The organism is Halobacillus sp. HZG1 (assembly GCF_035818575.1).
In the GTDB taxonomy this organism is placed as follows: Bacteria; Bacillota; Bacilli; order Bacillales; family Halobacillaceae; genus Halobacillus; species Halobacillus litoralis.
The window spans coordinates 92,958-116,122 of record NZ_JAYLVQ010000063.1; the positions used below are offsets into that span (position 1 = coordinate 92,958).

At 44.5% G+C, this 23,165-nt stretch carries 22 protein-coding genes; 9 read left to right on the plus strand and 13 right to left on the minus strand.

Annotated elements, in window-relative coordinates; translation table 11 throughout:
• Nucleotides 1–19: 19 nt before the first annotated feature.
• Nucleotides 20–895 carry a 5'-3' exonuclease gene (locus tag VKA52_RS12035; protein ID WP_326315816.1) on the minus strand — a complete coding sequence of 292 codons (876 nt, stop codon included), beginning with the start codon at nt 893–895 and terminating at the stop codon, nt 20–22.
• Nucleotides 896–1,091: 196 nt separating this feature from the next.
• On the opposite strand from VKA52_RS12035, the gene adh reads away from it, so the two are divergent.
• Nucleotides 1,092–2,612 carry an aldehyde dehydrogenase gene (gene adh, locus VKA52_RS12040; RefSeq protein WP_326315817.1) on the plus strand — a complete coding sequence of 507 codons (1,521 nt, stop codon included), beginning with the start codon at nt 1,092–1,094 and terminating at the stop codon, nt 2,610–2,612.
• A 52-nt stretch (nt 2,613–2,664) separates the two neighbouring features.
• Nucleotides 2,665–3,033 carry a DUF779 domain-containing protein gene (locus VKA52_RS12045; protein ID WP_326315818.1) on the plus strand — a complete coding sequence of 123 codons (369 nt, stop codon included), beginning with the start codon at nt 2,665–2,667 and terminating at the stop codon, nt 3,031–3,033.
• A gap of 155 nt (nt 3,034–3,188) precedes the next feature.
• Here the strand turns inward: VKA52_RS12045 and VKA52_RS12050 are convergent, their stop codons facing one another.
• Complete coding sequence (locus tag VKA52_RS12050; RefSeq protein ID WP_160910728.1) at nt 3,189–3,950, minus strand: GNAT family N-acetyltransferase; 762 nt, start codon at nt 3,948–3,950, stop codon at nt 3,189–3,191.
• A gap of 101 nt (nt 3,951–4,051) precedes the next feature.
• Between VKA52_RS12050 and VKA52_RS12055 the strand changes: the two genes are divergently transcribed.
• On the plus strand, nt 4,052–5,059 hold the full coding sequence (locus tag VKA52_RS12055) for an NADP-dependent oxidoreductase (protein WP_160910727.1): 1,008 nt from the start codon (nt 4,052–4,054) through the stop codon (nt 5,057–5,059).
• A gap of 72 nt (nt 5,060–5,131) precedes the next feature.
• Here VKA52_RS12055 and VKA52_RS12060 read toward each other — a convergent pair whose 3' ends face one another.
• A complete protein-coding gene (locus VKA52_RS12060) occupies nt 5,132–5,956 on the minus strand; it encodes an STAS domain-containing protein (RefSeq protein WP_326315819.1) in 825 nt (274 codons plus the stop codon).
• 111 nt (nt 5,957–6,067) lie between these two features.
• Between VKA52_RS12060 and VKA52_RS12065 the strand changes: the two genes are divergently transcribed.
• Entirely contained in the window at nt 6,068–6,229 is a 162-nt protein-coding gene (locus VKA52_RS12065) for a hypothetical protein (RefSeq protein ID WP_326315820.1), read from the plus strand.
• A gap of 273 nt (nt 6,230–6,502) precedes the next feature.
• Here the strand turns inward: VKA52_RS12065 and VKA52_RS12070 are convergent, their stop codons facing one another.
• The 3 genes from VKA52_RS12070 to VKA52_RS12080 are packed head-to-tail and all read right to left on the minus strand — an operon-like array spanning nt 6,503 to nt 9,242.
• Nucleotides 6,503–6,874, minus strand: a complete 372-nt coding sequence (locus VKA52_RS12070) for a thiol-disulfide oxidoreductase DCC family protein (protein ID WP_160910724.1) — start codon at nt 6,872–6,874, stop codon at nt 6,503–6,505.
• Nucleotides 6,875–6,894: 20 nt separating this feature from the next.
• Entirely contained in the window at nt 6,895–8,640 is a 1,746-nt protein-coding gene (pabB, locus tag VKA52_RS12075; protein WP_326315821.1) for an aminodeoxychorismate synthase component I, read from the minus strand.
• Complete coding sequence (locus tag VKA52_RS12080) at nt 8,637–9,242, minus strand: anthranilate synthase component II (protein ID WP_326315822.1); 606 nt, start codon at nt 9,240–9,242, stop codon at nt 8,637–8,639. The genes pabB and VKA52_RS12080 overlap by 4 nt, the downstream gene beginning before the upstream one ends.
• Before the next feature lie 179 nt (nt 9,243–9,421).
• Between VKA52_RS12080 and VKA52_RS12085 the strand changes: the two genes are divergently transcribed.
• The 3 genes from VKA52_RS12085 (at nt 9,422) to VKA52_RS12095 (ending at nt 12,159) form a co-directional block, all read left to right on the plus strand.
• A complete protein-coding gene (locus VKA52_RS12085; protein WP_326315823.1) occupies nt 9,422–10,777 on the plus strand; it encodes a sensor histidine kinase in 1,356 nt (451 codons plus the stop codon).
• On the plus strand, nt 10,755–11,375 hold the full coding sequence (locus tag VKA52_RS12090) for a response regulator (protein WP_160910720.1): 621 nt from the start codon (nt 10,755–10,757) through the stop codon (nt 11,373–11,375). The genes VKA52_RS12085 and VKA52_RS12090 overlap by 23 nt, the downstream gene beginning before the upstream one ends.
• A gap of 61 nt (nt 11,376–11,436) precedes the next feature.
• Nucleotides 11,437–12,159 (plus strand): Bax inhibitor-1/YccA family protein, encoded by a 723-nt coding sequence (locus VKA52_RS12095; RefSeq protein ID WP_326315824.1) that lies wholly within the window; start codon nt 11,437–11,439, stop codon nt 12,157–12,159.
• 100 nt (nt 12,160–12,259) lie between these two features.
• Here the strand turns inward: VKA52_RS12095 and VKA52_RS12100 are convergent, their stop codons facing one another.
• From VKA52_RS12100 to VKA52_RS12110, 3 genes are all read right to left on the minus strand, one after another.
• Entirely contained in the window at nt 12,260–13,552 is a 1,293-nt protein-coding gene (locus VKA52_RS12100; protein ID WP_326315825.1) for an alpha/beta hydrolase family protein, read from the minus strand.
• Nucleotides 13,553–13,689: 137 nt separating this feature from the next.
• The gene (locus VKA52_RS12105) at nt 13,690–14,862 is read right to left on the minus strand and encodes an MFS transporter (protein WP_160910717.1); all 1,173 of its coding nucleotides are present in this window, start codon (nt 14,860–14,862) and stop codon (nt 13,690–13,692) included.
• Between the two features lie 162 nt (nt 14,863–15,024).
• The gene (locus tag VKA52_RS12110; protein WP_326315826.1) at nt 15,025–16,065 is read right to left on the minus strand and encodes an ATP synthase beta subunit C-terminal domain-containing protein; all 1,041 of its coding nucleotides are present in this window, start codon (nt 16,063–16,065) and stop codon (nt 15,025–15,027) included.
• 151 nt (nt 16,066–16,216) lie between these two features.
• On the opposite strand from VKA52_RS12110, the gene VKA52_RS12115 reads away from it, so the two are divergent.
• Nucleotides 16,217–16,969 (plus strand): alpha/beta hydrolase family protein, encoded by a 753-nt coding sequence (locus VKA52_RS12115; RefSeq protein ID WP_326315827.1) that lies wholly within the window; start codon nt 16,217–16,219, stop codon nt 16,967–16,969.
• A 93-nt stretch (nt 16,970–17,062) separates the two neighbouring features.
• Here the strand turns inward: VKA52_RS12115 and VKA52_RS12120 are convergent, their stop codons facing one another.
• A complete protein-coding gene (locus tag VKA52_RS12120) occupies nt 17,063–18,454 on the minus strand; it encodes an amidase (protein ID WP_326315828.1) in 1,392 nt (463 codons plus the stop codon).
• Nucleotides 18,455–18,468: 14 nt separating this feature from the next.
• Entirely contained in the window at nt 18,469–19,746 is a 1,278-nt protein-coding gene (locus tag VKA52_RS12125) for a sensor domain-containing diguanylate cyclase (RefSeq protein ID WP_326315829.1), read from the minus strand.
• Nucleotides 19,747–19,999: 253 nt separating this feature from the next.
• On the opposite strand from VKA52_RS12125, the gene VKA52_RS12130 reads away from it, so the two are divergent.
• Nucleotides 20,000–20,608 carry a hypothetical protein gene (locus VKA52_RS12130; protein WP_326315830.1) on the plus strand — a complete coding sequence of 203 codons (609 nt, stop codon included), beginning with the start codon at nt 20,000–20,002 and terminating at the stop codon, nt 20,606–20,608.
• Nucleotides 20,609–20,707: 99 nt separating this feature from the next.
• On the opposite strand, the gene VKA52_RS12135 is transcribed toward VKA52_RS12130, so the two are convergent.
• On the minus strand, nt 20,708–21,412 hold the full coding sequence (locus VKA52_RS12135; protein WP_326315831.1) for a CAP domain-containing protein: 705 nt from the start codon (nt 21,410–21,412) through the stop codon (nt 20,708–20,710).
• 80 nt (nt 21,413–21,492) lie between these two features.
• Complete coding sequence (locus VKA52_RS12140; protein WP_326315832.1) at nt 21,493–22,638, minus strand: DEAD/DEAH box helicase; 1,146 nt, start codon at nt 22,636–22,638, stop codon at nt 21,493–21,495.
• Nucleotides 22,639–23,165 lie beyond the last annotated feature (527 nt).

Below are 23,165 nucleotides of genomic sequence, written 5' to 3' on the forward strand. Positions count from 1 at the left end.
AATAATGCCTCCGACCTTTTTACATTCGTACGATATTTTTTTCCCAATTTTTAAATTCAAGTTCATCAAATTTTGCGCTCATCTTTTGATCATCAATATAAAATAGAGCCTCTTCTAACGAACAATCTACATCTGCTTCACAATGGATGGCAGCAAGCCTTCTGGATAGATGCAGCATATCCAGGCTGTCCTCAATTTTCGTGCGCTGCCCCTTCGTCAGTTCTTCCATATTTTCAAGAATTCCCTCGATGGAGCCGTATTTAAGGAGTAGCTTAAGAGCGGTTTTCTCTCCGATTCCTTTCACACCAGGGTAGTTATCACTAGAATCTCCCATGAGGGCTTTCAAATCAATCATCTGTTGTGGCGTAATCCCTTTTTCTTCTGTAAAGGTCTCCTCCTGGTACTCCGCATAATTGCCATATCCTTTCTTTAATAAAACGACATGCACGTTCGGCTGTAACAGTTGAAGAAGGTCCTGGTCCCCTGTTAGAAGGAAGACTTGGGAATGCTCACTGTACGCCCGACTCAGCGTCCCCATGCAATCATCCGCTTCATACCCCACTTGCCCAACGTTAGGAATATCTAGGGCCTCCACCACTTCTTTAGCTAAATCAAATTGAGGGATCAATTCTTCCGGAGGAGCACCCCGGTTGGCTTTATAGTCTGGAAAAAGATCATTACGGAACGTCTTACTCCCCATATCCCAACAGCAAATCACGTGCGTGGGCTGGTAGGTTTCTATAGCCGTAAACATGTGTTTCATCATGCCATAGACCCCATTAGTGGGAATACCTTTACTATTGATCATATAATAATTGCTCATCGCTGTGGCGTAAAACGCACGGAAAAGCAGCGCCATGCCATCAACGAGCATCACTCGATTAGTTGTTGTCATTAGTTAATAACTCCTTTTGCCTATGAATAGTTACATTATAACAATCTTTGTCCTTTGTTCGTACTAGAAATTTTCACATATTTATCTGTAAATTGACAATATTCTGTACAAGTGATAATTTAAAAAGTAAGCGCGCCTACTTACATATCCTTTTTTGTAAGCGGTTGCAAAAGAAAATTACTAGGAGGATGTTTTTATGGTATATGCTTTTCCTAATACGGAAGGATCTAACGTTCAGTTCAAGGAACGCTATAACAACTTCATTGGCGGAGAATGGACAGCACCAGTCAAAGGCCAATATTTCGATAATGTAACTCCCGTAACGGGGCAGACTTTTTGTCAGGTTGCACGCTCGACGGAGGAAGATATTGAGCTTGCCCTTGATGCCGCCCATAAAGCGAAAGACGCCTGGGGAAAAACATCCGTGGCGGAACGTTCTTTGGTCCTCAACCGCATTGCAGACCGCATGGAGGAGAACCTCGAGAATCTTGCCATTGCGGAAACGTGGGAAAACGGGAAAGCTGTCCGTGAAACTCTGAATGCTGACCTTCCGCTTGCTGTTGATCACTTCCGCTATTTCGCTTCAGTGATCCGTTCTCAAGAGGGATCGATTGGTGAAATTGATAACGATACAATTGCTTACCACTTTAACGAGCCCCTGGGAGTGGTCGGTCAAATCATTCCATGGAACTTCCCGCTGTTGATGGCGACATGGAAGATAGCTCCTGCGCTCGCAGCTGGGAATGCGATTGTTCTGAAGCCCGCAGAACAGACACCTGCATCCATCATGTACTTGCTGGAATTAATCGAAGACTTGCTTCCTGCAGGGGTGTTGAATGTCGTGAACGGTTTTGGATTAGAAGCTGGGAAGCCGTTAGCACAAAGTCCTCGTATCAGTAAAATCGCTTTTACTGGAGAAACGACTACTGGACGGATGATCATGCAATATGCGTCTCAAAATATCATCCCTGTTACGCTTGAGCTTGGTGGCAAATCACCGAACATTATATTTGAGGATGTCATGCGTGAAGATGATGATTTCTTAGATAAAACCATTGAAGGAATGGTTATGTTTGCTCTAAACCAGGGTGAAGTATGTACATGCCCTTCTCGCGCCCTCATCCAGGAATCAATCTATGACGAGTTCATGGAACGTGCGATTAAACGCATCAAAGAAATCAAGACGGGTAACCCACTTGACCCTGAAGTGATGATGGGTGCTCAAGCTTCCTCCGAACAATTGGAGAAAATCTTATCTTACCTTGAAGTCGGTAAAGAAGAAGGAGCTGAGTGCCTTACTGGAGGAGCGCGTAATCAAATGGAAGGCGACTTCAAAGATGGGTATTACGTGCAGCCGACGGTATTCAAAGGCGATAACAGCATGAGGATTTTCCAGGAAGAAATCTTTGGTCCTGTGTTATCTGTAACAACGTTCAAAGATAAAGAAGAAGCGATGAAGATCGCTAATGATACCCTTTATGGATTAGGCGCCGGAGTTTGGACACGTGATATGAATACAGCCTACCGCTTCGGGCGCGGAATCGAAGCCGGACGCGTTTGGACCAATTGTTATCACACCTACCCTGCTCATGCAGCCTTCGGCGGATACAAAATGTCCGGGGTTGGCCGCGAGAACCATAAGATGATGCTGAGCCATTATCAACAAACGAAAAATATGCTCGTCAGCTACAGCCCGCAGAAACTTGGATTCTTTTAATATGAGAAGCTAAAAACTCCTTGATTTCGGCAATATGAAAGGAGCTGAAAAGATGGTTGAACGTGTAGAAGCGACGGACGCTGCTCTTGATCTCATTGAAATGCTGAAGGAAAAGCACGGTCCTCTTCTTTTCCACCAATCAGGCGGGTGCTGTGATGGGAGCTCTCCGATGTGCTACGAGGAGGGTGACCTTATGATCGGCAGTCAAGATGTGCTACTTGGAAAAATCGGCGAAACCCCTTTTTACATCAATAAAAAGCAATATGATTATTGGAAACATACACAGCTGATTATTGATGTCGTTGACGGCCGCGGAGGAATGTTTTCACTTGAAGGAGTCGAAGGAAAAAGATTTCTCACCCGCTCCCGCGCATTTACCGAGGAGGAGTACGAAGAATTAAAAGCAAGTATTGATTCCTAACTAAAAAACGCCCAGGCCTGTGCCTGGGCGTTTTCTTTTTTTGCATGACCCTTAGCGAGGAGTTGGTTCATATCTGCCTATTTTAACTAAGAACAATATACCCCGTGACTGACATCCTGTCTTGTTTGTCGAGCTCCTCCACCTTCCCCTTACTATCAAATAAGCTTTGGTGATTGATACGGGTCCTGTGAATATTTATAGATCCCCACTTTTTCCGTCATGGCACAACCGCATTTCTCGAACACTTTCAACATTGGTTTGTTATGGATACTTGTGGCTCCAATACTATAGGTTGCTTTAAAATAATTTTTCAGTAAGTACAATCCCTCTTCATACAAAGCCGTGCTTTTGTTTTTACCTCTTTCTTCCGGAACCAAACCAAAGTAAAAAATTCTCCCTTCGTTTTTCGTCCCCGGTTCAATGTGCGGCATGATCACTCCTATAGGGGTCCCATTTTCATAAACAGTCAAGCAGGAATCCACATAGCCTGGACCTAATTCTTTTTTGACGCTTTTCATTTGTTCGTCCATGTTCAGGGACTGGGGAGCGTTCAAGGATCCTTCCATTGACCGGCGCCACGTCTCCTTAAAAACACCCTCCTCGCCCTGCTTTAGCGAAATGAGTTCAAAGGGTTGTGCTTCTCTTTTCCCCCTATCCTCCCCGAACAAGCGACAACGTACAAAATAAACATCGTCGTGATGCTTGAAACCGAGGTCTTTTATGTATTCGGTCGTCTCTTCTTTAAAGGTAGAAGGAACAAGGATTGTCCGATTTTTCACTCCAGCAAACTTAGAATCTTTTAAAAAAATGAGAGACAATGACTGAAGCTCTTCATCTGTAAGATGGCGGGTGTCTTCAATAGTCACGAAATTTTCTCCCTCCACGAATTTCACCTTTTCATAAAGCCTTTCCATCATACTTCCACCTCCTTTGTTCTATCGTACCTTACATCCACAAACATATCATTTCCCAATAAAGGATGAGACCCGTTATGATACAAGAAAGGAGAGTGATAAAAATGAACAAAGAAATTCAATTAGTCAAACGTCCAGAAGCCGCTCCTACACATGAGCATATTAAAATGGCAGAAACCGAGCGCCCCGTTCCATCTCAGGGGGAAGTACTCGTCAAATTGCTTTATGTTTCCGTGGATCCTTACATGAGAGGCAGAATGAGCGCCGCTAAATCGTATATCGCTCCCTTCCAATTGAACGAACCTATGGAAGGCGGAATCGTTGGGGAAGTTGTGGAATCGAAAGCAGATGCTTTACAAGAAGGTGACATTGTCACAGGCATGCTGCCGTGGAAAGAGTATGCAGCAGCTCCCGCAGACACGCTCAGAAAAGTTGATCCAAGCCTTGGCCCCGTCACTACATCTTTAGGAATCCTCGGCATGCCAGGATTGACAGCATATTTCGGCCTGATGGATATTGGACAGCCTAAAGAAGGCGAAACATTAGTCGTTTCCGGAGCTGCCGGTGCAGTCGGCTCCGCTGTTGTCCAAATCGGTAAGATCTCAGGCTGTCATGTGGTCGGCATTGCCGGTTCAGATGAAAAATTATCGTATTTGAAAAATGAACTTGGTGTTGACGAAGTCATCAACTACAAAACTGAAAATGTTCCTGCCCGCCTGGAAGAAACTTGTCCAAATGGCGTAGACGTCTACTTTGATAATGTCGGAGGCGACATTTCAGACGCGGTCTATCCATTGCTGAACAAATTCGCGCGCATCGCTCAGTGCGGAGCCATTGCATCCTACAACGTTCCAAACGATCAAGGACCAAGGATGCAGATGCATTTAATTAAATCCAGCGCACTTATTAAAGGATTCACAGTAGGGGATTATCAGGATCGATTCCAGGAAGGATTCTCCCATTTAGCTCAATGGCTTCAGGAAGGCCGTTTGAAATATGAGGAAACAATCACCGAAGGTTTTGAAAACATCCCGGATGCATTCTTTGGGTTATTTGAAGGAGCGAACCTTGGCAAACAGCTTGTCAAAGTTGCTGAACCTTCCCAAAAATAATCACAGGTAAAAAATCATACTAAAAAAGGACGGGGAAATAAGAATTCCCCGTCCTTTTGTATTTCTATGATGTTACTCTTCACCATGATGAATGTAAATGCCGATCTCTTCTAAAGCCTGGTGCAATCCAGCCTTCGTATGGACTTGAGTGAAATCTACACCCATGTCTACCAGGGATTTGGCTGTTTCCGGCCTCAATCCTGTGAGGGTCGCGTGAACACCAACCAGCTCAAGGGCATGAACAACCTGATAAATGTAATGAGCGATGACCGTGTCAATTACTGGGACACCAGATACATCAATAAAAATATAATCCAATTCGTATTCAGAACTCTTATTTAAGGAGGTTTCCATGATTTGTTGAGCCCGATTGGTATCCACTTCTCCAATCAATGGAAGTACAGCCACTCCCTTTGTAATGGGTACAACAGGGACAGACAATTCAGCCATCCGCAGTTCTTTTCTTTCCCACTCCCTGCGAATGTTTCTGGAGTACGTCTGACTAAAGTGTTTCGTAATTTCATCTAATACTTCATTAATGGTTTTACAGATATGCACGACCGTAGAAGAAGCGAATTCATCGTTGGACAATTCATCAGAAAATATACCCCAGATAGCTCGACGAACAAAGTTCATCGTTCGAAGAGATTGATCCAGCTCGACTTCCGCCTCTACCTTCTGTTCCCCTTCACGATTGGCCCACATTTCAATGTGCTCCATCGAAGAAACACCGTCACCGGTAATCACTTCACCAATATAGGAGAATAGCTCCTCCCAATTCGCTGTCCGAATGGTAGCCTCTCCGAATTCCTCTGTTTTCAACTCACGTACTGTATTAGCTAATTGAATCGAGTTTTTCGAGATTTTTTCACCGATATATGTAATTTCTTCTCTCATCCTGGATACCCCTCAAGTCAAATTATTATCCAATAATAATGTAACACAGAACACTAGATAAAACGAACATCCTCCGGTATGATAAAGGAAGTTTACGCATAGGAGGTCACTATGAATAAAATATCGTTGGTCCTATTTCTGATTTTATGTTTATTGTTTCTTTCTCATGGTATTTATCAAGGCTTTGCGAACGACCAGTGGACATCCCTGACCTTCGCCATCATCGTCATCGCTCTTGGTTCCTACAGCATGCTAAGAAAAAAACGGAAATAACCCTTCCCCAGGAAAGCTTTCTGACGACTCGGCTTCGAGATGTCCGTTAGGTATGTTGGGGCTGCGGGGGATGACTCGCTTTCCGCGGGAGCGCGGTGACCCTCCTCAGACTGCGTCCTGCGGGGTCTCACCAAGCACTTTTTTCCCGCAGGAGTCTCACCACTCCCCAGCCACCCCGGACGCTCAACCGGAGCAACGAACCCCGGAAAGTCTCGAAACTGAGTCTTCCAGAATCCTGCCACCGGAATAAAGACCCACACTGAGGAGGGGCTTTTATGCGTATCTGGGAAGGTCGTAGCGGCCGAACCATTGGTGTCTGTGATCAGAAAACCAGCGGTATAACGGAGATCCTACCCTGTCAACGCCCGGGAAGGAGAGAAGAATGCCGATAACAGTAAATAAAGGCAGAGAAAGCAGCAGTTTACGAATGGTTTCAAACCCTTCTTTTACCTCTCCTTCTTTTGTCAGCATATGAATTTCATCCAGCGTATTGCGTCCCTCCAGGTAAGGGTATTTGCCTGTCCCCTCTGTTTCCTGAACAGCCACCCATTTAATTTGATGAAGCCAGTCAAATGTTCGGAACGTTTTCTTCACATAAAAACAAAACGGACACTGGGCATCATAAAAAACGATATGTTTCTTCATAAACAAGACACTCCTTCACATTATTGAACGTTCTCCTGTAATTCAACTCTTACCCAGCCTCTTACGGCGTTAATCATCCATACTTCATCGAACTTGTGGATATCCTCTTTATAGAGAACCTTTTCTTTCAGTTTTCCAAACCTTAATAAATCTTTCCTATACGTCCCAGCCAATAATCCACAATGAACGGGCGGGGTATAGTAGTGCCCGTCAATGTTTACGACGAGATTGGCTATTGTGAACTCCGTCAATTCACCTCTTCGATTCCAGAGCAGCGTCGATTCCGCTTCGGGGGATTGATGACGCTGATAAACATCCCGATGAGTGGTTTTATGAAAGAGAAAAGGATCCTCTTCGTTCACAGGATCTTCAGATAAGATGCCGCTTACACAAGAGGCGGGTGTCGATAAATCATACACTTCAATATCAGCTTTCCCTTCTTCGTCAACGAGCATGCGAGTTTTATAGAGACCTTCGGGATAAGCATTGGTTACTTGAGAGCATGTTTTTTCTAAATCACTTCTTTTGATGGGAAAAGCGAAATAAGAAGCCGATGCCATGATTCGATCCAGGTGATCGTCTATTAAATCAATCGATCCATTTTCAATTTTCATCGTCTCTAAAAGTTGAAATTTTGGTCGATCCTCTGTCAGGAGTCGCGCCTTGGTCTTCAACTCCTCATATTCCCCTTCCGAAGTTGAATCCCATGTAATACCTCCGCCTGTGCCATAAACGGCTTTTTCCTGCTTTTGATCCACCATGACTGTACGAATAGGAACATTGAAAATGGCCTCTTTATCCGGAGTCATATAACCGATGGCCCCGCAATACACTTCACGTGGAGAGTCTTCTAATCGTTGAATGTATTCCATGGTTCTCACTTTAGGAGCTCCTGTAATTGAACCACACGGAAACAAGGATTGAAACAATTGATACATGGTGTAATTTTCAGGCAACCGGCCTTCCACAGTCGAAGTCATCTGGTGAACCGTTGGATAGGTTTCCACTTCGAATAGGTGGGGGACATGGACACTCCCGGGTACGGCGATTCTACCTAAATCATTTCTCAACAAATCAACAATCATAAGGTTCTCTGAGCGTTCCTTTTCTGATGTCTGAAGATGCCGGCGCTTGGACTCATCCTCTATGCCATCTCGCCCTCTTGCTGCCGTACCTTTCATTGGCTTTGTTTTCAATTGCTGGTTATCGACCCTGAAAAACAATTCCGGGGAAGCAGATAAAATCCGCCGTTCTCCCATATTCAAGTAGGCACTATAGGAAGACTGCTGATTCCTGACAAGCCTTCTGTAGAAAGTGTAATCATCACCAGAGAAAGAGGCTGCCATTCTGGTCGTAAAATTCACCTGATACGTATCGCCCCTTTCAATCCCGGCTTTGACTTCTTCTATTCCTTTCTGATAAGAAGCATAATCTCCACGCAAATCCCAGTCCGACACCTGAAAAGGATCAGAGTCTGAAAACTTCCCCGCTGTTTGATAACCATCGAACACTCCGAACCAAACCAGCGGCCATTCGGGACGAGAGTGAACGCGAAAGGCTTGATCAAAAGCAGGGGCTGCCTCGTAGGATACATAACCTGCTACATAGAGCCCCTCCTCAAGCCTCTTTTCCACTCGATCGAAGATTGTTTTCACCTCGTTCAAATCATCGGTCATGAGAATCTCCAGCGGCTGCTGAAATATTTTAGGGGACGGTTCCCCTTGCGCATTTGCGAATTCAAACTGTAAAAATGGTGAGGTTGTCATACGCCTACCCCCTCCTTTCTACTTGCCCTGTAGCGAACTGCCCGGTCATAAAAGTTACGAAGCAGATCATACCCGTGCTCTGTCAAAATGGATTCCGGATGGAATTGGATCCCTTCCATCATCTTATACCGGTGGCGGACACCCATCAGAACGCCATCTTCAGAGAGAGCGGTGACTTCAAGATCTTCCGGCAATGAAGCTAAATCTGCCTGTAGAGAGTGATAACGGGTGACTCGGAAAGATCCAGGGAGCTTGTGAAACATGGTCCGGCCATCATTCGTAATCGTCGTTACTTTCCCGTGCATCGGCTGCCTTCCGTTGACGACCCTTCCACCAAAATATTCAACCATCAACTGATGGCCTAGGCATATACCTAATAGTGGAATATATCCACCAAAGTGGTGCAGGACATCCTTGCATATCCCTGATTCTTCCGGCCTCCCGGGTCCTGGAGAAATCACGATAAGGCTCGGTTCGAGGGAACGAATCTCTTCCATTTGCCACTCATCGTTTCTTTTCACGATCACTTCCGGATCCATCTGTTTAAAATATTGAGCTAGATTATATGTGAATGAATCATAGTTATCAATGATTAAAATCATAGTTGCGGACACCTTTCATCCTTAAATATATGTCTATTATACTACCGCTTGCTGCGTTTTCCATAGAAGATAAGAATGGAAACTCATCACTTTGTAGTGCTTCAAAGGAAAAAAGCATCGAAAATATCAGTCTCATATATTAGAATATATAGAAAGATCTCGTCGTTAGGGTGACTGCCATGAAATCAGAATTGCTTCAGTCGAAGAGTATATGGATTAAAATCGTTCTCATATTGATCGGCATGACTATGCCGCTCTGGCTGAGTGTGGAGAGGTCCGGCCTTGCAGCTGTCATCGAGAGGCTTCAAGCTGCCCCCTCAGGTGCCACATTAATGATGGCTGCGTTCGGACTGGTCATGTTAAATACAGTTCGAGCCCTCCCTCATTACATTGGTGCTCTGCTGCTCGGAGATGAGCTCGGGGTAAAGTTGAACCGGCCCTGGTTGAAGGTTGCTGTCCCACTGATCATCATCCCATTGGTTTACGCCTTGATTAATGGGTACAACTCCATCAACTACCATTTCGGAGGTCCTGCGATTTTTCTTTTATTATCGATCGCTGTCCTTCACTTTTTAGGAAATGGGCAATTACGCCCTGTATTCAAAGCTTTCATTCTCGCCCAATTGCTATTCGGGTTCCAATGGCTGGATACGGTCCTTTTCCTAAGCGCTTTCGGATTTGGCGGCGGACAAATTTCCATGGAAGTGAAAAGTATGGCTGCGGAGCTGGGGTTCGGAAGTACGTTAAGCTTTTACAGCCTCGTCTTTTTTGCGGTATTTATCGTAAATGCCACATTCCTCGCGGTGTACTTAACTGTTGCTGAACAAAAAGCAAAAATGAGACAGGACTTGGACATTGCCCGGCTCGACATGGTGGAATCACGTTCTGGAAGAGAGGCCCTACACCTCGTTCACGACTTGAAAACTCCATTATCCTTGATGGAGGGGCTGAACAGCCTCATCCAAATGAAAACGAAGGACGACGAAATCCTTCAGTACACCAATAAAATTTCCTCGTCCATTCAAGCAACCAGCGATATGGTATCTGAAATCTTGTATCACGAGAAGAAAAATTGGTGTACCTTAAAAACATTCATCGAATATGTACGCGCGAATAAATTATCAGATTCAGCCACCATTTATGCATTTGATTTAAGCGCTGATGAAAATATTGAAATCTATATTAATAAAATCAGAATGACACGAGCGCTGGTCAATTTGATTGATAATGCCAGCGATGCTGTTGAAGGAAAAAAAGACGCCAAAGTGACCATCGCTACCAAAGTAGAACAATCAGGCATTCTTATTGGTGTGAAAGACAATGGCCATGGCATCAGCCAATCCAATATCAATAAAATTTGGAATGCAGGATACAGTACGAAGTCCCATCCTGGTGTAGGACTGACATTCGTCAAAAACGTCGTCAATGAACACGGCGCGGAGCTATCCATTGAAAGCGAGCAAGGAGTCGGAACGACATTCTGGATCCATTTACCGAAGGAGAGAGTGCGAGATGAAAATACTGATTATGGATAATGATGAATCTTTACGTTACATGCTGACAGAGTTTTGTAAACATGCCGGGTGGGAATCAGACACGGCAGTGAACGGTCGCGAAGGGACCGATATGTTTTTAAAAGGAACTTACGATGTCATCCTTGTCGATTATCATATGCCGGAGATGGATGGACTCCAGACCGTCAGGGAAATCCGCAAACACAATACGGTCGTCCCCATTCTCGTGCTCACGGTAGATGAACGGCAGGAAGTGGCTGATCGCTTCCTGGAAGAAGGCGCCACCGACTTTGCCTTGAAACCAGTGAAGGCTCCTGATCTCATTTCCAGAATCAAGCTTCATGCACAGATTGCCAACATGAAAAACAAGCAGGAAGATGATGATGATGTGTTCACCGCTAAAGGAATCAGCAAAGGTACATTAGGTTCCATCTCCAGCTACTTGCAGGAAAATCGTGACGCCTATCCCGTAGACGTTATCTCAAAAGACATCGGCCTTGCCTACCCGACCGTGTACCGCTACCTCATGCATTTACTAGAAGAAGGCAAAGTCAAACAAGTGGTGAGTCACCAGAAAATCGGACGACCGAAAAAGCTTTACAAATGGTATGCCCATTAAGTGTCTCTCGTGTTCACGAAGGGTATACCTTAAAGGAGATGCATAAAGAAGGAGTGGTACGATGAGATCGGGAAACCCCGTTTTAAAAGACGATACATTTCAACGTTCTGCAGCAACTGGAAAGACGATGACTCTGGGTGGGACAACAGCAAAAATATCCCTCCTCTTTTTATTTTTACTAGGAACTGCGGCATACACATGGTACCAGTACTCATTGGGAGTCGATGTGACCCTCATGATGATCATTGGGGCTATTGGAGGTCTTATTTTCGCTTTGATCACCGCCTTTTTCCCTAAAGCTGCACCCGTCACTGCCCCTATATACGCAGCACTGGAAGGCTTTTTCATCGGTGGTATTTCGGCCTTCGTCGAGGGAGCTTATTCCGGGATTGTCATTCAGGCTGTCAGCCTGACGCTAGCCGTGATGGGAGCTTTGTTGATTCTCTATGCAACAAGAGTCATTAAAGTCACAAGGAACTTCCGACTGATGGTTGTTTCAGCTACGTTAGGCATCTTCCTTGTGTATCTGGTAAATTTCATCTTGAACTTTTTCGGCATGACTGTTCCCTATCTCCATTCCAGTGGTCCTGTAGGGATCGGCATCAGCCTTTTCATCGTGGCCATTGCCGCCTTGAACCTCGTTCTTGATTTTGATTTCATTGAGAAAGGCGTCAACCGAGGTGCGCCCAAGCACATGGAATGGTACGGAGCATTCGGCTTGATTGTAACTCTTGTCTGGTTATACATTGAAATTCTCCGCCTTCTCCAAAAACTCAGACGCTAAACGAACTAAAAAGAGAGGGATTTCCTTTGTCAGGAAATCCCTCTCTTTTCTTTCTATTCAAGTTTCCTTATTACTAGAATAATTGTCCCTTGATGAGCACCTAATGAAAACCGTGCTGGTTCAGGAAATCGACGATACCCTCGACAAGTCCATCCGCAAGAGGCAGGTCAGGGTTCGTATAAGTCGCTATGTTTTCATCCCTATTCTCAGGAGCTTCTTTGAGCACATGATTCATCCCTTCCACAAGCATCAGTTCCGCCTCCGGCTCTGCCTCTTTCAAAAGCTGTGCTTCTGACTCCGGCACCTGTATGTCATGCGTTCCATTTACAATTAACGTCGGGACATCAAGCTCACTTAACTGCTCGGAAGGGTCGTAAGCCATCCATGAAAGAAGAAAGGATTGAACATCCGGAGCAAACACACCTTGGAGAGACTGGCTGACGTCAGGAACCGTCTTACCTTCCCGCATCTGTCCAAGAATCGTTTGACTTTCTTCAAACAAATCTGCCGGTAAACTGTCACCGAGCTGCTTTTCTAAAACATAATCAATGGTTTGGCCGGCACCTGCTAAGGAAATGAATGCTTCTGTCGTTTCAGCACCTGCAGCCATCATTCCGACAAGGGACCCTTGACTGTGGCCAATCACTGCTATATCCGTAAAACGGTCATCATCCTCTAATGTTTCCAGCCATTGCTTGGCATCATCAATAAAGATTTCAAATCGCATCTCACTTTGATCCGTGACAGCATTTATATTTTTGCCTGCGCCTCGTTTATCGTATCTTAGGGAAGCAATCCCTTTGTCTGCTAAAGACTCTGCCAAAAGCTTGAGACTGTTGTTGTTTCCCGCACCTCCCTGAGAGTTCCCATTTCGATCGGTAGGTCCTGAGCCTGGGATAATTAATGCGACGGGATAGGGACCTTTTTTCTCAGGGAGCAACAACTCACCATATAATTGGCCTGTCGATGTTTCAATAGATAAGAAATCTCCCTCGTCATCCCCCTTATCCTCTTTCACGCCTTTTCTCAGTGAAAATGGGAACGTTTGTCCATTCTGTGTAAAAGTACCGCTCAATTGCTCTCCTTCCAGTTTTCCATCAAATTGAACAGACTGCCCAGGAAGAGGCATCTGGAAAGAGACACTTTCTTCATTGGCAACGATCTCGGTTAACGAAAAATCCGTAACATTTTGAGCAGGAATGGCGATTGTCCCTGTCCATTCTTCTCCAGACTGAAAATCGACCAGAATGTTCAAAGGTTGATTGGGGATTTGAATTTCACCCTCCCAGTGACCTTCCAACTCTTTATATTCTTTTCCTTCGGTTTCCTCATTCTTCTCGTTACAACCTGTAATAATAAAAAGTACGATTGCCAGCAAAAATAGCTTTTTCATCGTCACCCTCCCTCATATCTACCATTTTACAAGAGATGAAGGAAATTTATAACAAGATGTTAGGAAACCATTTCATTTGCGTTAGATCATCGCAGCTCACAAAAACACTCCGTCAAAAAAAGACGGAGTGCTTACATTTATGCTTGAGCTTGCGTTGACTTCTTACTATTGAGGAAGAATGTTGTGATAAACATAAGAGCAAGGAATACAATAACGATACTGAAACCACCGGCCATTCCGAAAACTTCAGAAGCTAGTCCGACGATGTAACCAGCAATACCGCCACCAATTCCTGCCGCGATATAAATGAGTCCAAGGGCTGAACCACCTGTTTTAGACAGCTGGGTACCAAAGGCTGTGGCAGTAGGGAACAATGTGGAGAAGAACAACCCTGCCCCTGCGAACAGGTAAGGGAAATTCTCAGCGACTAAGAAACTGGCCCCTACCATTAACAAAGCCCCGGCAGAAAATGTAATTAAGATGATGCGCTCATTGATCCAATTGGTCAAATAGGCCACACCTAGACGTCCTGCCATGAAGAAGATAGAGAAGACAGACAGGATGGTGGCTACCATGTCCTCTTTATTAGCCGTTGACATTCCGCCAAGATCCAGCGACTTCAAGTACGTCGGGAAGAAATTCATGAACGAGACTTCTGCCGATACTTGGAAGACGAGAAAGATCATGAGAAAAACAAACTGAGCGTCTTTCAGCATAGGAATGAATGCTTTTAAATCCATTTTTTCTGCTTTACCGGATGGAAAAGCTACGCTAGTAATATAGATGATTACAGCTAGTAAACTGACGGCAATCCCTATATAAAAATAACGCCAGGAGGCAAATTGGAACATGTAGTTTAGAAATTGTGGAAATAGCACCATTCCTAACCCATACACTCCCATCGCAAGGTTGAACATCTGATTTTGTTTTTTCGGATAAGCGGCGGGAACGATCGCGTTGGAAGCGACACCGAGCGCTCCTAATCCGAACCCTACGATCATATAGAAACCTAAGAAGAACATGATATTAGGCGCAAGTCCCGTACCCAGAAATCCAAGACCCATAATGATGGAACCGATGATGGTCATCGTCCGCAAGCCTTTCTTATCGGTGTAGTAACCGATAACGGCACTGGCAAGCGTAAAGCCAAGTTGGAAAATGAGAACTACAAGACCGAATTGGCTCATATCCAACCCCAGGTCCTTCTCTACTTGATCCAGTACAATCCCCTTTGTATTGGTTACACCACCCGAAATGAATTGGGTAAACATAAGAATAATTAATGCATGTATACTTTTTCCCTTTGTCATGTGGGGTACCTCCTGAAAATGATTTGAAACGGAACATTTTCAGGAAATTCCCCGCTGAATCCAGGTTAAAACTGTATTTTTTCATGTAAACGTTTTTTTATGAAAAATTTTTTCTACCTGTTGTTTAACCTAAAGAAACTGGCAGATCACCCCCATTTGAGGTCAGTCCAGGGTGCCGATCATGCCGAATTCTTCAACCTTTCTGTGGTCGTAGCTCCCATCTGTAATTTTCCTTACGTCTATTAGCATTGTTTTCATTGGAACATGAGTGCCTTTCATACCTGTAAAGGCTTCGGCTACAAAAAATGGTTGAGTTAAATAGGACTCCAATTTCTCTCCCCGCTTGAACAGCAGCGTGTCCGCCTCTGACAAGGGGTCCATCCCACTCGCCCGGACGATAGACTTCAGCTCACGATAACGGCGCAACAGCTTTTGTGCTCTTTGTTGGGTTAAAAGATGCTCCTGATCCAGGTTTGCCCCCTCTAAAACGGAAGATGTGGAATAGATCGGATGGATAGCCGGATACATATGTCGTGCAGATAAATCCATATCAAACTGCCATAAAGTCTCAAGAGGTCCATATGGCAAATCTTCGTCCACAGCTTCTCCTTTCAAATCGACGAGAAATGTAGTGACAGAAGCCTCCCCTGCCCATTTTTCCTGCAGCTGATAGATACTCCCATTCTGCACATGCGAACGATCCGATACAAAAATGACTTCTTGCGTTTTCGATGCTTCAACAACAGCCTTTTCCGCTTCGTCTATGGTGAGGTGTATGGAATCTACATCACCTGTAATGTCCGAAACCTCCGGATGATCTCCTTCCGGCTGAAGCATGACGATGAGGTATCCTTCTTTTTTCAAACGATAAAAGATTTCCGCTAAAACGACCAGCTGTCCCATCCCCGGTCTTGCTATCAGGCCGGCTGTTCCACCTTTAGCCAATGGAGCAAACAAGTCGATCGTCTTAATTCCTGTTTCAATCATTTCGAATTTCTCCCCTCTGATAATCAGTTCATCTACACTGCATTCCGCCAAGCTCGCCAAAGCGACTAACGTTCGTACTTCCGTTCTTCCGAGCGCAATCTTACCAGTACAAAGATTCGAAACTGTTGCAGGTCGTAAACCGACCGATCTTGCTGCTTTCGTTAAGTTCGGCACACGCCTTCTTAAAAGTGCGACATTCAAGTGAATAGATTCCATCATCACCCTCCTTATTACCTTATATAGTAATCTTAATTACTTTCAAAAGCAACATTTTTACTTTAAAAAGAAATTTAAATTACGTTTAGATTTTAAAACCTTCACCCTCCATATTATGGTAGGCTAGTAGAATAAGCTTAGGGGGAAGGCAATGGAAAGGATTACTTTTCGTAATATACAAGGATTGAAGATAAGAGGCGTCCTTCAGAAAGGGACAAATGACAAACTGATCATCATGTGCCACGGATTTCGTTCCAATCGCTCATCGCACGGTCGATTCGATCGATTTGCAGAATGCTTCCAAAACCTCGGGTACAATGTGATGCGATTCGATTTCGGGGGGTGTGGGGAAAGTGAAAACCGACCATTAAGCCTTGAAGATGAAGTGAACGACCTTATAGCTGCCATGAATCATGCTGTTTCCAAAGGGTTTACTCAGATTGCTCTTTACGGACAGAGTTTAGGAGCACGCGTCTGCCTCGAAAGCTATCAACCCAATTACATTAAGACCATGATCCTTACAGGAGCAGGGACCGGCCCTGTTACATACGATTGGACAGAAGAATTCACTTCCGCTCAATTAAAGGAACTAAAAGAAACCGGTTATCTGAAACAACCCGTACAAGACCCTTACCGTAAAGAAATTGTGATATCAAAACAAATGTTAGTAGACTTTGAACAACTAGATCAGGAGAAGTTGCTGTCCTCCATCCAATGCCCTGTCTTGATTGTCCATGGTGATCAAGGAGAAGAAGAGATATTACTGCCTTTAACTGAAAAAGGAATGAAATGGCTCCCGCCTTCCTCACAATTGACTGTCATTAAGGGCGCACCCCACAGCTTTGAGGGATACCTGAACCACGTAGAAAAAACAAGCATAGACTGGCTCCACAAACACTTCTAAGTAACGTTCCTGATTGCGGAAGACTCCCACATTGTTTAAAAAGGGATTTAGATAAAGAACCCGTAGACCCCTCCCGGGGACTACGGGTTCTCTTTAGACGATCTCGTTATATTTGTGCCACCATGGTCGTGCTTCTTCGAGCTGGGCGGCTAACTTTAACAGTGTACGTTCATCCCCAAACCTCCCAGTGAAGTGAGAACCAATTGGGATATTCTCTTCATTCCAGTAAAGAGGAACACTCATGGCAGGCTGGCCAGTTACGTTCGCCACTGGGGATAAGTGGGCATATTGAGCAGATACAGCCAATATCTCATCAATTGTTTTTTCTTCTCCGTTATAGCATCCTAAAGGTAAAGCAGACTTAGAATTAACCGGGTGCAACAGCACATCATACTGATCAAAGAACGAGTGAAATTTCACACTCTCCGTCGCCAAAAACATGCGTGCCTGCTCGTATTCCATTGCGGTGTAGCCTTCCGCTTTTTTTATCAATGTCGAAAGCATTTTCTCCAAATGCTGATCATCAGGGTTGACCCCATTCATTTTTGCTGCCCCTTTAACAGCTAAAGCGCCACCGACGACCCATACTGTAACAAACGCATCCATGAAACGATGGAGATCAAAATCGGGATAGGCGACTTCTACCTCATGCCCGAGCGATTCACAGAGGTCCGCCGTATGACGAATGGCTTGTTGAACATCTTGCTGGATAGGCATCATTTCTCCAAAGTCTGCCATATACGCAATTTTCAATGACCCGAGATCTTCGTGAGAAATCCGCTCATAAGGCTTCCCTTTGGCCGGGGTTGCAAAGAGATCTCCTTTTTGTGGTCCTTCCAGCAGGTCAAGGAGTGCAGCGCTGTCTCTTACTGATTTTGTTACCCCGTGACTGACGGAAAGGCTGTTCAGATGCATAGAAAAAGGCGTCCTCCCCCTCGTCGGTTTCAACCCGAACAAACCACAGTTGGAAGCAGGGATGCGGATCGATCCCCCTCCGTCACTGGCATGTGCAAAAGGGACCATACCGGATGCAACAGCTGCAGCTGCCCCTCCACTTGAACCTCCAGGTGAATATTTATTGTTCCATGGATTTTTCGTGAATCCCAGGTGAACAGACTCCGTAGCAGGCGTGAAGCCGAATTCAGGTGTATTACTTTTCCCAATAAAGGTAAGACCGCCCCTTCTGAAGCGTCTCACTATTTCATCATCCCCATTGGCTTCAAAACCTTTCATTATTTTTGACCCGTAGGATAACGGCTGTCCTTGGACAGCATTTAAATCTTTGATAAGAAAAGGAAGGCCCCGAAAATATCCGTCTTTATTAACAGGTTCATCTATGTAGTGAACCACAGCATTCAATTCAGGGTTCTTACGTTCCATGACTGATTTATAGTGATGAATCACATCTGATATGTTCAATTCTTTACTTTCTATTTTCTCTTTTAATGCGACGGCATCGAACTGATGAAGCTCTTGGATTTCCATGACTGATTCTCCTTTCATGAACCATGAGTATAAACCGATACACAACTTCTTCCATTTTCTTTCGCTTTGTAGAGCGCCCGGTCAGCGTTTGTGAGAAGTTCTCCCTCATCTACCCCGTGTTCAGGATAAATAGACACTCCAATCGACACACTGATTTCAATCTCACATCCCTGCAAGTGGATCGGGCGGAGTACACGATCCAGCATTCGATCGGCTACTTGACGCGGGTGGTTGATGTCAGCTAACCCTGATAAAAGAATAACAAATTCATCGCCACCCAGGCGAGAAAGCGTGTCCGTTTTTCGTAACCCACGGCTGAGCCGTTTCGTGAAGATGACAAGCAGTTCGTCACCGATTTGATGTCCATAGCGATCATTGATCTGTTTGAAATTATCCAAATCAAAGAATAGTAAGGCAAAGATCGAATCTCGGTGGTCCACCCGTTTCAGCTCATCCTCCAACTTTTCAAAAAAATACCGCCGGTTCGGGATTTTTGTCAGCTGGTCATGATAAGCCATTTCCTCTAGTTGATGCTGCTGCTTTCTTCGTTCCGATATGTTACGGCAAATCGTCTGGACCGCCTTGACTTGGTGGTATTCGACAAGACCTCCATGCAGCTCAACATCAATGATCGATCCATCCACTCTCTTAACTTGACGTTCAATCGGTCCTTTTACAAATCCCCCTGACAATAAAGTATTCAGGCGGTGACGTACATCTTCAAGGGATTCATTGTAGAGGAAATTCTTTATATCCTGACCAAGTAATTCTATAGCTTTGTCCGCCCCAAGCAAGTCTATTCCTGCTCGGTTCACATAAATGATACGGTCTTCTTTATCATGGAGAAATATCGAGTCCGGCGATGCTTCGACTACCGATTCATAACGACTCTCACTCTCTATGCGTTGACGTTCTTTCTCTTCAATCAGTTCCAATGTTTGGGCATACCCCGACTTTATGTATAGAAGATAAGCATCCTCCACCTTTATCGATTGTATCCCGTATGAGATTTGAAATGGGTTTGGAGGACGGTCAGAGCTCTCAACGATCGTTTCAGGGAATTTATCCGCCTTTTCCATCGTCTCCGCGATATGTTTCCACTCAGCCTCACAATAAAGGTCATGTAATGCATCTCCCTGAAGATCCCCATACACCCGCTGCATCGTTGCATTGATATAGGTGAAGATCATCCTCCCTTTTACATTTTGTATAATAGCTACGGCATCACTTAAATGCTGAAATAAATTTTTAAATATCGATGGTTTTCGAATCAAGGACTGGATGGCATTCATATGTAAGCACTTCTTTCCTGTTGATAATAATGGGAAAAGAACGAAAAACTAATGTTATAACTTAAAAATTATAACACTAGTTCATCTTTGCCTTCCATTTATATACAGACTTTTTCCATTTTTCTTAATTATTCACCATGTCCTGATCAGCGAATAATACTTTAACATTCTTAAATGGAATTATTTTTCCACATAGGTTTATTTGAAAATGGGGAGGGTAAATAAATCGAAAGCTTTCAGGAGATGAATTCCAATGAAGGTCTATAAAAATTCCATCCTCACACTTCTTCTTTATTCGCTGTTTATTATTACTGCTCTGGCCATCCACCACCTTTTATCATCCACTCCTTTTCAATATGTCAGGAGTACCATCTGCTTTGGACTAGCCCCTGCTTTCATTCTCTATGCTAATCACAAACAACTTTGGTTCCGTTCCAGTCTTCGCTGGATAATTAAATTAAGCCGCCGTCCCCTTTTAAGTTCAACCTTCTTCGTGATGAGTGTACTCGTAAGCTTCGATTTAACCTTTCACTTTCCTCTCCACGAGTATGTTCACCTGTTTCTTTTAGGATTCGGGTCTTTTATTTACTGGGCCCCTCTACTGTTGCAATGTTCCTTCATCAAGCTCCAAAATTACATGAGACGTTTTTTATATTTAATGCTGACCTCTATATTATTTGTGCTCTATCATGAAGCCTCTTTCTACTTCCGTGAAGGTACGGATACGGAGGCCTTTTTGTACACGGGTGTAATGATCATGATCATCCAGTTGTTTTCCTTGATCATAGAGTGGGCTGAGTCCGAGAGAGATACAGACCCCGTTAATGTCAAAGGGTATTTCAAATCCGTCTCCAAAAACTAATGAACTCCTACATCCTTCCGGCATCCCGGTATTTTAAAATCCTGCCCTACACATTTAAAAAAAGCCGGATTCCTGTGCGTAGGAATCCGGCTTCATTAATTAACGAGGGGTCATGAATAGTTGTGTCCAGTATCTTTTATATGGTCCTTCACCTTCCATGTATCCTACACCAATATGGGTGAAGTCTTCATGGAGGATGTTGGCTCTATGGCCATCACTGTTCATCCACCCCTCTACAACTTCTTCGGGTGACCGCTGGCCAGCGGCTATGTTTTCACCTGCTGCCCGATAACGGAAGTCGAATTCGTCCATCATATCAAAGGGCGAGCCGTAGGTTGGTGAAGTATGGCTGAAATAGCGTTTGTCAGCCATGTCCTGTGACTTTACGTTGGCTAACGCGCTTAAACGATTATGGGTTTGTAATGGCTCAAGTCCCCGCTCTTCCCGCTCTTTATTGACGAGAGCCACAACCTCCTGTTCGAACTCTTTCAATTCATAGCCGGAGAGTGAATCCTCTGACACCCGCTCAGTCGTGCGATCGGAGGATTCTTGCTCTTCTGGAGGTGCATCCGGGTATTTCCATTCCACATCTTCAAGGAACTTAAAGAACGACTGGACATCTACTGCAAAATTCTGAAACTCATTTTTTATATCTGTATTCTCTACTAAGCCCTGCACATGTTGCGATACCCTCTCATAGGAAGCTCGAGGACCTTCTTTCCAAAAATCCTGGGCAGAAACTGGTGTCGCAATGACGATGATGACAAACAAGGCCACAAGAAAGAGAAAGAACTTTTTAATCATGGCGATTCTCTCCTCACTTCAGGCTAGAAGTACTCTCTCCCAGTATTCCATGGCATCGCTTCAAAGGCAAACGGCAATATTTAACGCTTGGCGATTCTTAATTTCCCTTTATAAATCTCCGCTTTATGGAGGGATAGCTCTAAATCACGCGCAAACTTCTTCAAGCGTTTCTCTTCTACAGGATTTACAAGGGAAACAACGGTTCCTTCTTGAGAGCCGATTCGTCCGGTTCGACCTGCACGGTGGATATAGGATGTCATATCTTTAGGAACATCAAGGTTGATGATATGGTTAATTTCAATAATATCCAGTCCTCTGGCAGCCACATCTGTAGCAAGTAGTAAAGGATATTCCCCTTTTCGGAATTCCTTAATCGCCTTCGCCCGTTGTTCTTTTTTCGCATCACTGTGTAACAACCCGATATCCAGGTGTTTATATGTTAGTTTCTCAGCCATGACGTTCAGCTTGGCAATATCCTGCATGAAGGCAAGACCTTTGAATGCTTCCATCCGGGCCAGTTTTCTTAATGTCTCTATTTTATCTCTGTCTTCACAAACAATATACGTGTGAGTCACGTCTGGTTTTTTCAGTTCTTCTGTAACCCGAATTACCTCCGCCTCTTCATCCATGAATGTTTGAGCTATTTCAATAACCTCATTTGGCAGTGTGGCTGAAAACAACAACGTTTGCGTATCACGCATCGTACTTTTCAACACATCTTCAACCGTATGGATATGTTCTGGAACAAGCAGTTGATCGGCTTCGTCCATAATCACTGCTTTGATTTCATGTGCCTTCAGTTTTTTCTTCTGTATCAATTCGTACACACGGCCTGGTGTACCCACAACGATGTGCGGCTTTTTCTTCAACTTATCCATTTGGCGCTTAATATTCGCACCGCCAATCATCGTCATACTGGTAATGCCGCTTCCTTTTGTCCAAGTCTGGACCTCCTGATGAATTTGCATCACTAATTCATGAGAAGATGCCATAATCAACACTTGTGTATGTTTCTGTTCGGGATCCACCTTTTCAATCAGTGGTAGTAAATATGCCAAAGTTTTCCCGCTGCCTGTAGGAGCTTCCGCCACTACATCTTTGTCTTCTAAAATGAAAGGAATGGCCTGTTCTTGAACTTTCGTCAAGCTCTCATATCCTGAAACCTGCCATGCCTCTTTCGTAGAAGGGGCTAATTCCCCAAACCACGATGGATTACTATCTGTCATCTATAATCTTTCCTTTCCGTATATCATTAGATTCCCAATATTCTTCTATTACCCACCCCACCCTTCCACTAAAGCTCCCTTTAGTGGAAGACTCAGTTTCGAGACGATTGTGTGGTTCTAGGGGCTCCGGGAAAAGGTTCGTCTTGCTCCATCGTCCAGACACTCGCGTCATAAGCAGAACAGCAAAGGAATGAAAAACACATTCCGTTGCTGTTCTGCTTATGCCAGTCATTTCTACCAGGACGATTCCGCATTTGAACACTTTCCATGGGGCGGGCGGTGAGCCTCCTCTGGCTACGCCTTCCGGGGTCTCACCTGTCCCACACGTCCTTTTGGTTATCCGGTTCCGGCGCCTAGCGGCTAGTGAGACTTCCCTCGCTTCTGTCCGATAAGTCAACATCGAATCACTTCGTTCTTCGTGTTTCCTTTATCTCCGCCAGCTCAGTCCAGTCCATACGCCGCTGAGCGAGGCGCTTCCACACTTAAGATAGGAGTCTCGCCATTCCCCTCCGCCCCTTTGCTATATA

What these genes read in the sequence shown, in the direction of transcription:
- VKA52_RS12110 (WP_326315826.1), bottom strand. Translation starts at nt 16,065, where the DNA reads ATGGAATCTATTCACTTGAATGTCGCACTTTTAAGAAGGCGTGTGCCG.
- VKA52_RS12135 (WP_326315831.1), bottom strand. Translation starts at nt 21,412, where the DNA reads ATGATTAAAAAGTTCTTTCTCTTTCTTGTGGCCTTGTTTGTCATCATC.
- VKA52_RS12035 (WP_326315816.1), bottom strand. Translation starts at nt 895, where the DNA reads ATGACAACAACTAATCGAGTGATGCTCGTTGATGGCATGGCGCTGCTT.
- VKA52_RS12100 (WP_326315825.1), bottom strand. Translation starts at nt 13,552, where the DNA reads ATGAAAAAGCTATTTTTGCTGGCAATCGTACTTTTTATTATTACAGGT.
- VKA52_RS12115 (WP_326315827.1), top strand. Translation starts at nt 16,217, where the DNA reads ATGGAAAGGATTACTTTTCGTAATATACAAGGATTGAAGATAAGAGGC.
- VKA52_RS12140 (WP_326315832.1), bottom strand. Translation starts at nt 22,638, where the DNA reads ATGACAGATAGTAATCCATCGTGGTTTGGGGAATTAGCCCCTTCTACG.
- VKA52_RS12050 (WP_160910728.1), bottom strand. Translation starts at nt 3,950, where the DNA reads ATGATGGAAAGGCTTTATGAAAAGGTGAAATTCGTGGAGGGAGAAAAT.
- VKA52_RS12130 (WP_326315830.1), top strand. Translation starts at nt 20,000, where the DNA reads ATGAAGGTCTATAAAAATTCCATCCTCACACTTCTTCTTTATTCGCTG.
- VKA52_RS12120 (WP_326315828.1), bottom strand. Translation starts at nt 18,454, where the DNA reads ATGGAAATCCAAGAGCTTCATCAGTTCGATGCCGTCGCATTAAAAGAG.
- VKA52_RS12095 (WP_326315824.1), top strand. Translation starts at nt 11,437, where the DNA reads ATGAGATCGGGAAACCCCGTTTTAAAAGACGATACATTTCAACGTTCT.
- VKA52_RS12055 (WP_160910727.1), top strand. Translation starts at nt 4,052, where the DNA reads ATGAACAAAGAAATTCAATTAGTCAAACGTCCAGAAGCCGCTCCTACA.
- VKA52_RS12060 (WP_326315819.1), bottom strand. Translation starts at nt 5,956, where the DNA reads ATGAGAGAAGAAATTACATATATCGGTGAAAAAATCTCGAAAAACTCG.
- VKA52_RS12125 (WP_326315829.1), bottom strand. Translation starts at nt 19,746, where the DNA reads ATGAATGCCATCCAGTCCTTGATTCGAAAACCATCGATATTTAAAAAT.
- pabB (WP_326315821.1), bottom strand. Translation starts at nt 8,640, where the DNA reads ATGACAACCTCACCATTTTTACAGTTTGAATTCGCAAATGCGCAAGGG.
- VKA52_RS12070 (WP_160910724.1), bottom strand. Translation starts at nt 6,874, where the DNA reads ATGAAGAAACATATCGTTTTTTATGATGCCCAGTGTCCGTTTTGTTTT.
- VKA52_RS12105 (WP_160910717.1), bottom strand. Translation starts at nt 14,862, where the DNA reads ATGACAAAGGGAAAAAGTATACATGCATTAATTATTCTTATGTTTACC.
- VKA52_RS12045 (WP_326315818.1), top strand. Translation starts at nt 2,665, where the DNA reads ATGGTTGAACGTGTAGAAGCGACGGACGCTGCTCTTGATCTCATTGAA.
- VKA52_RS12065 (WP_326315820.1), top strand. Translation starts at nt 6,068, where the DNA reads ATGAATAAAATATCGTTGGTCCTATTTCTGATTTTATGTTTATTGTTT.
- VKA52_RS12090 (WP_160910720.1), top strand. Translation starts at nt 10,755, where the DNA reads ATGAAAATACTGATTATGGATAATGATGAATCTTTACGTTACATGCTG.
- VKA52_RS12080 (WP_326315822.1), bottom strand. Translation starts at nt 9,242, where the DNA reads ATGATTTTAATCATTGATAACTATGATTCATTCACATATAATCTAGCT.
- VKA52_RS12085 (WP_326315823.1), top strand. Translation starts at nt 9,422, where the DNA reads ATGAAATCAGAATTGCTTCAGTCGAAGAGTATATGGATTAAAATCGTT.
- adh (WP_326315817.1), top strand. Translation starts at nt 1,092, where the DNA reads ATGGTATATGCTTTTCCTAATACGGAAGGATCTAACGTTCAGTTCAAG.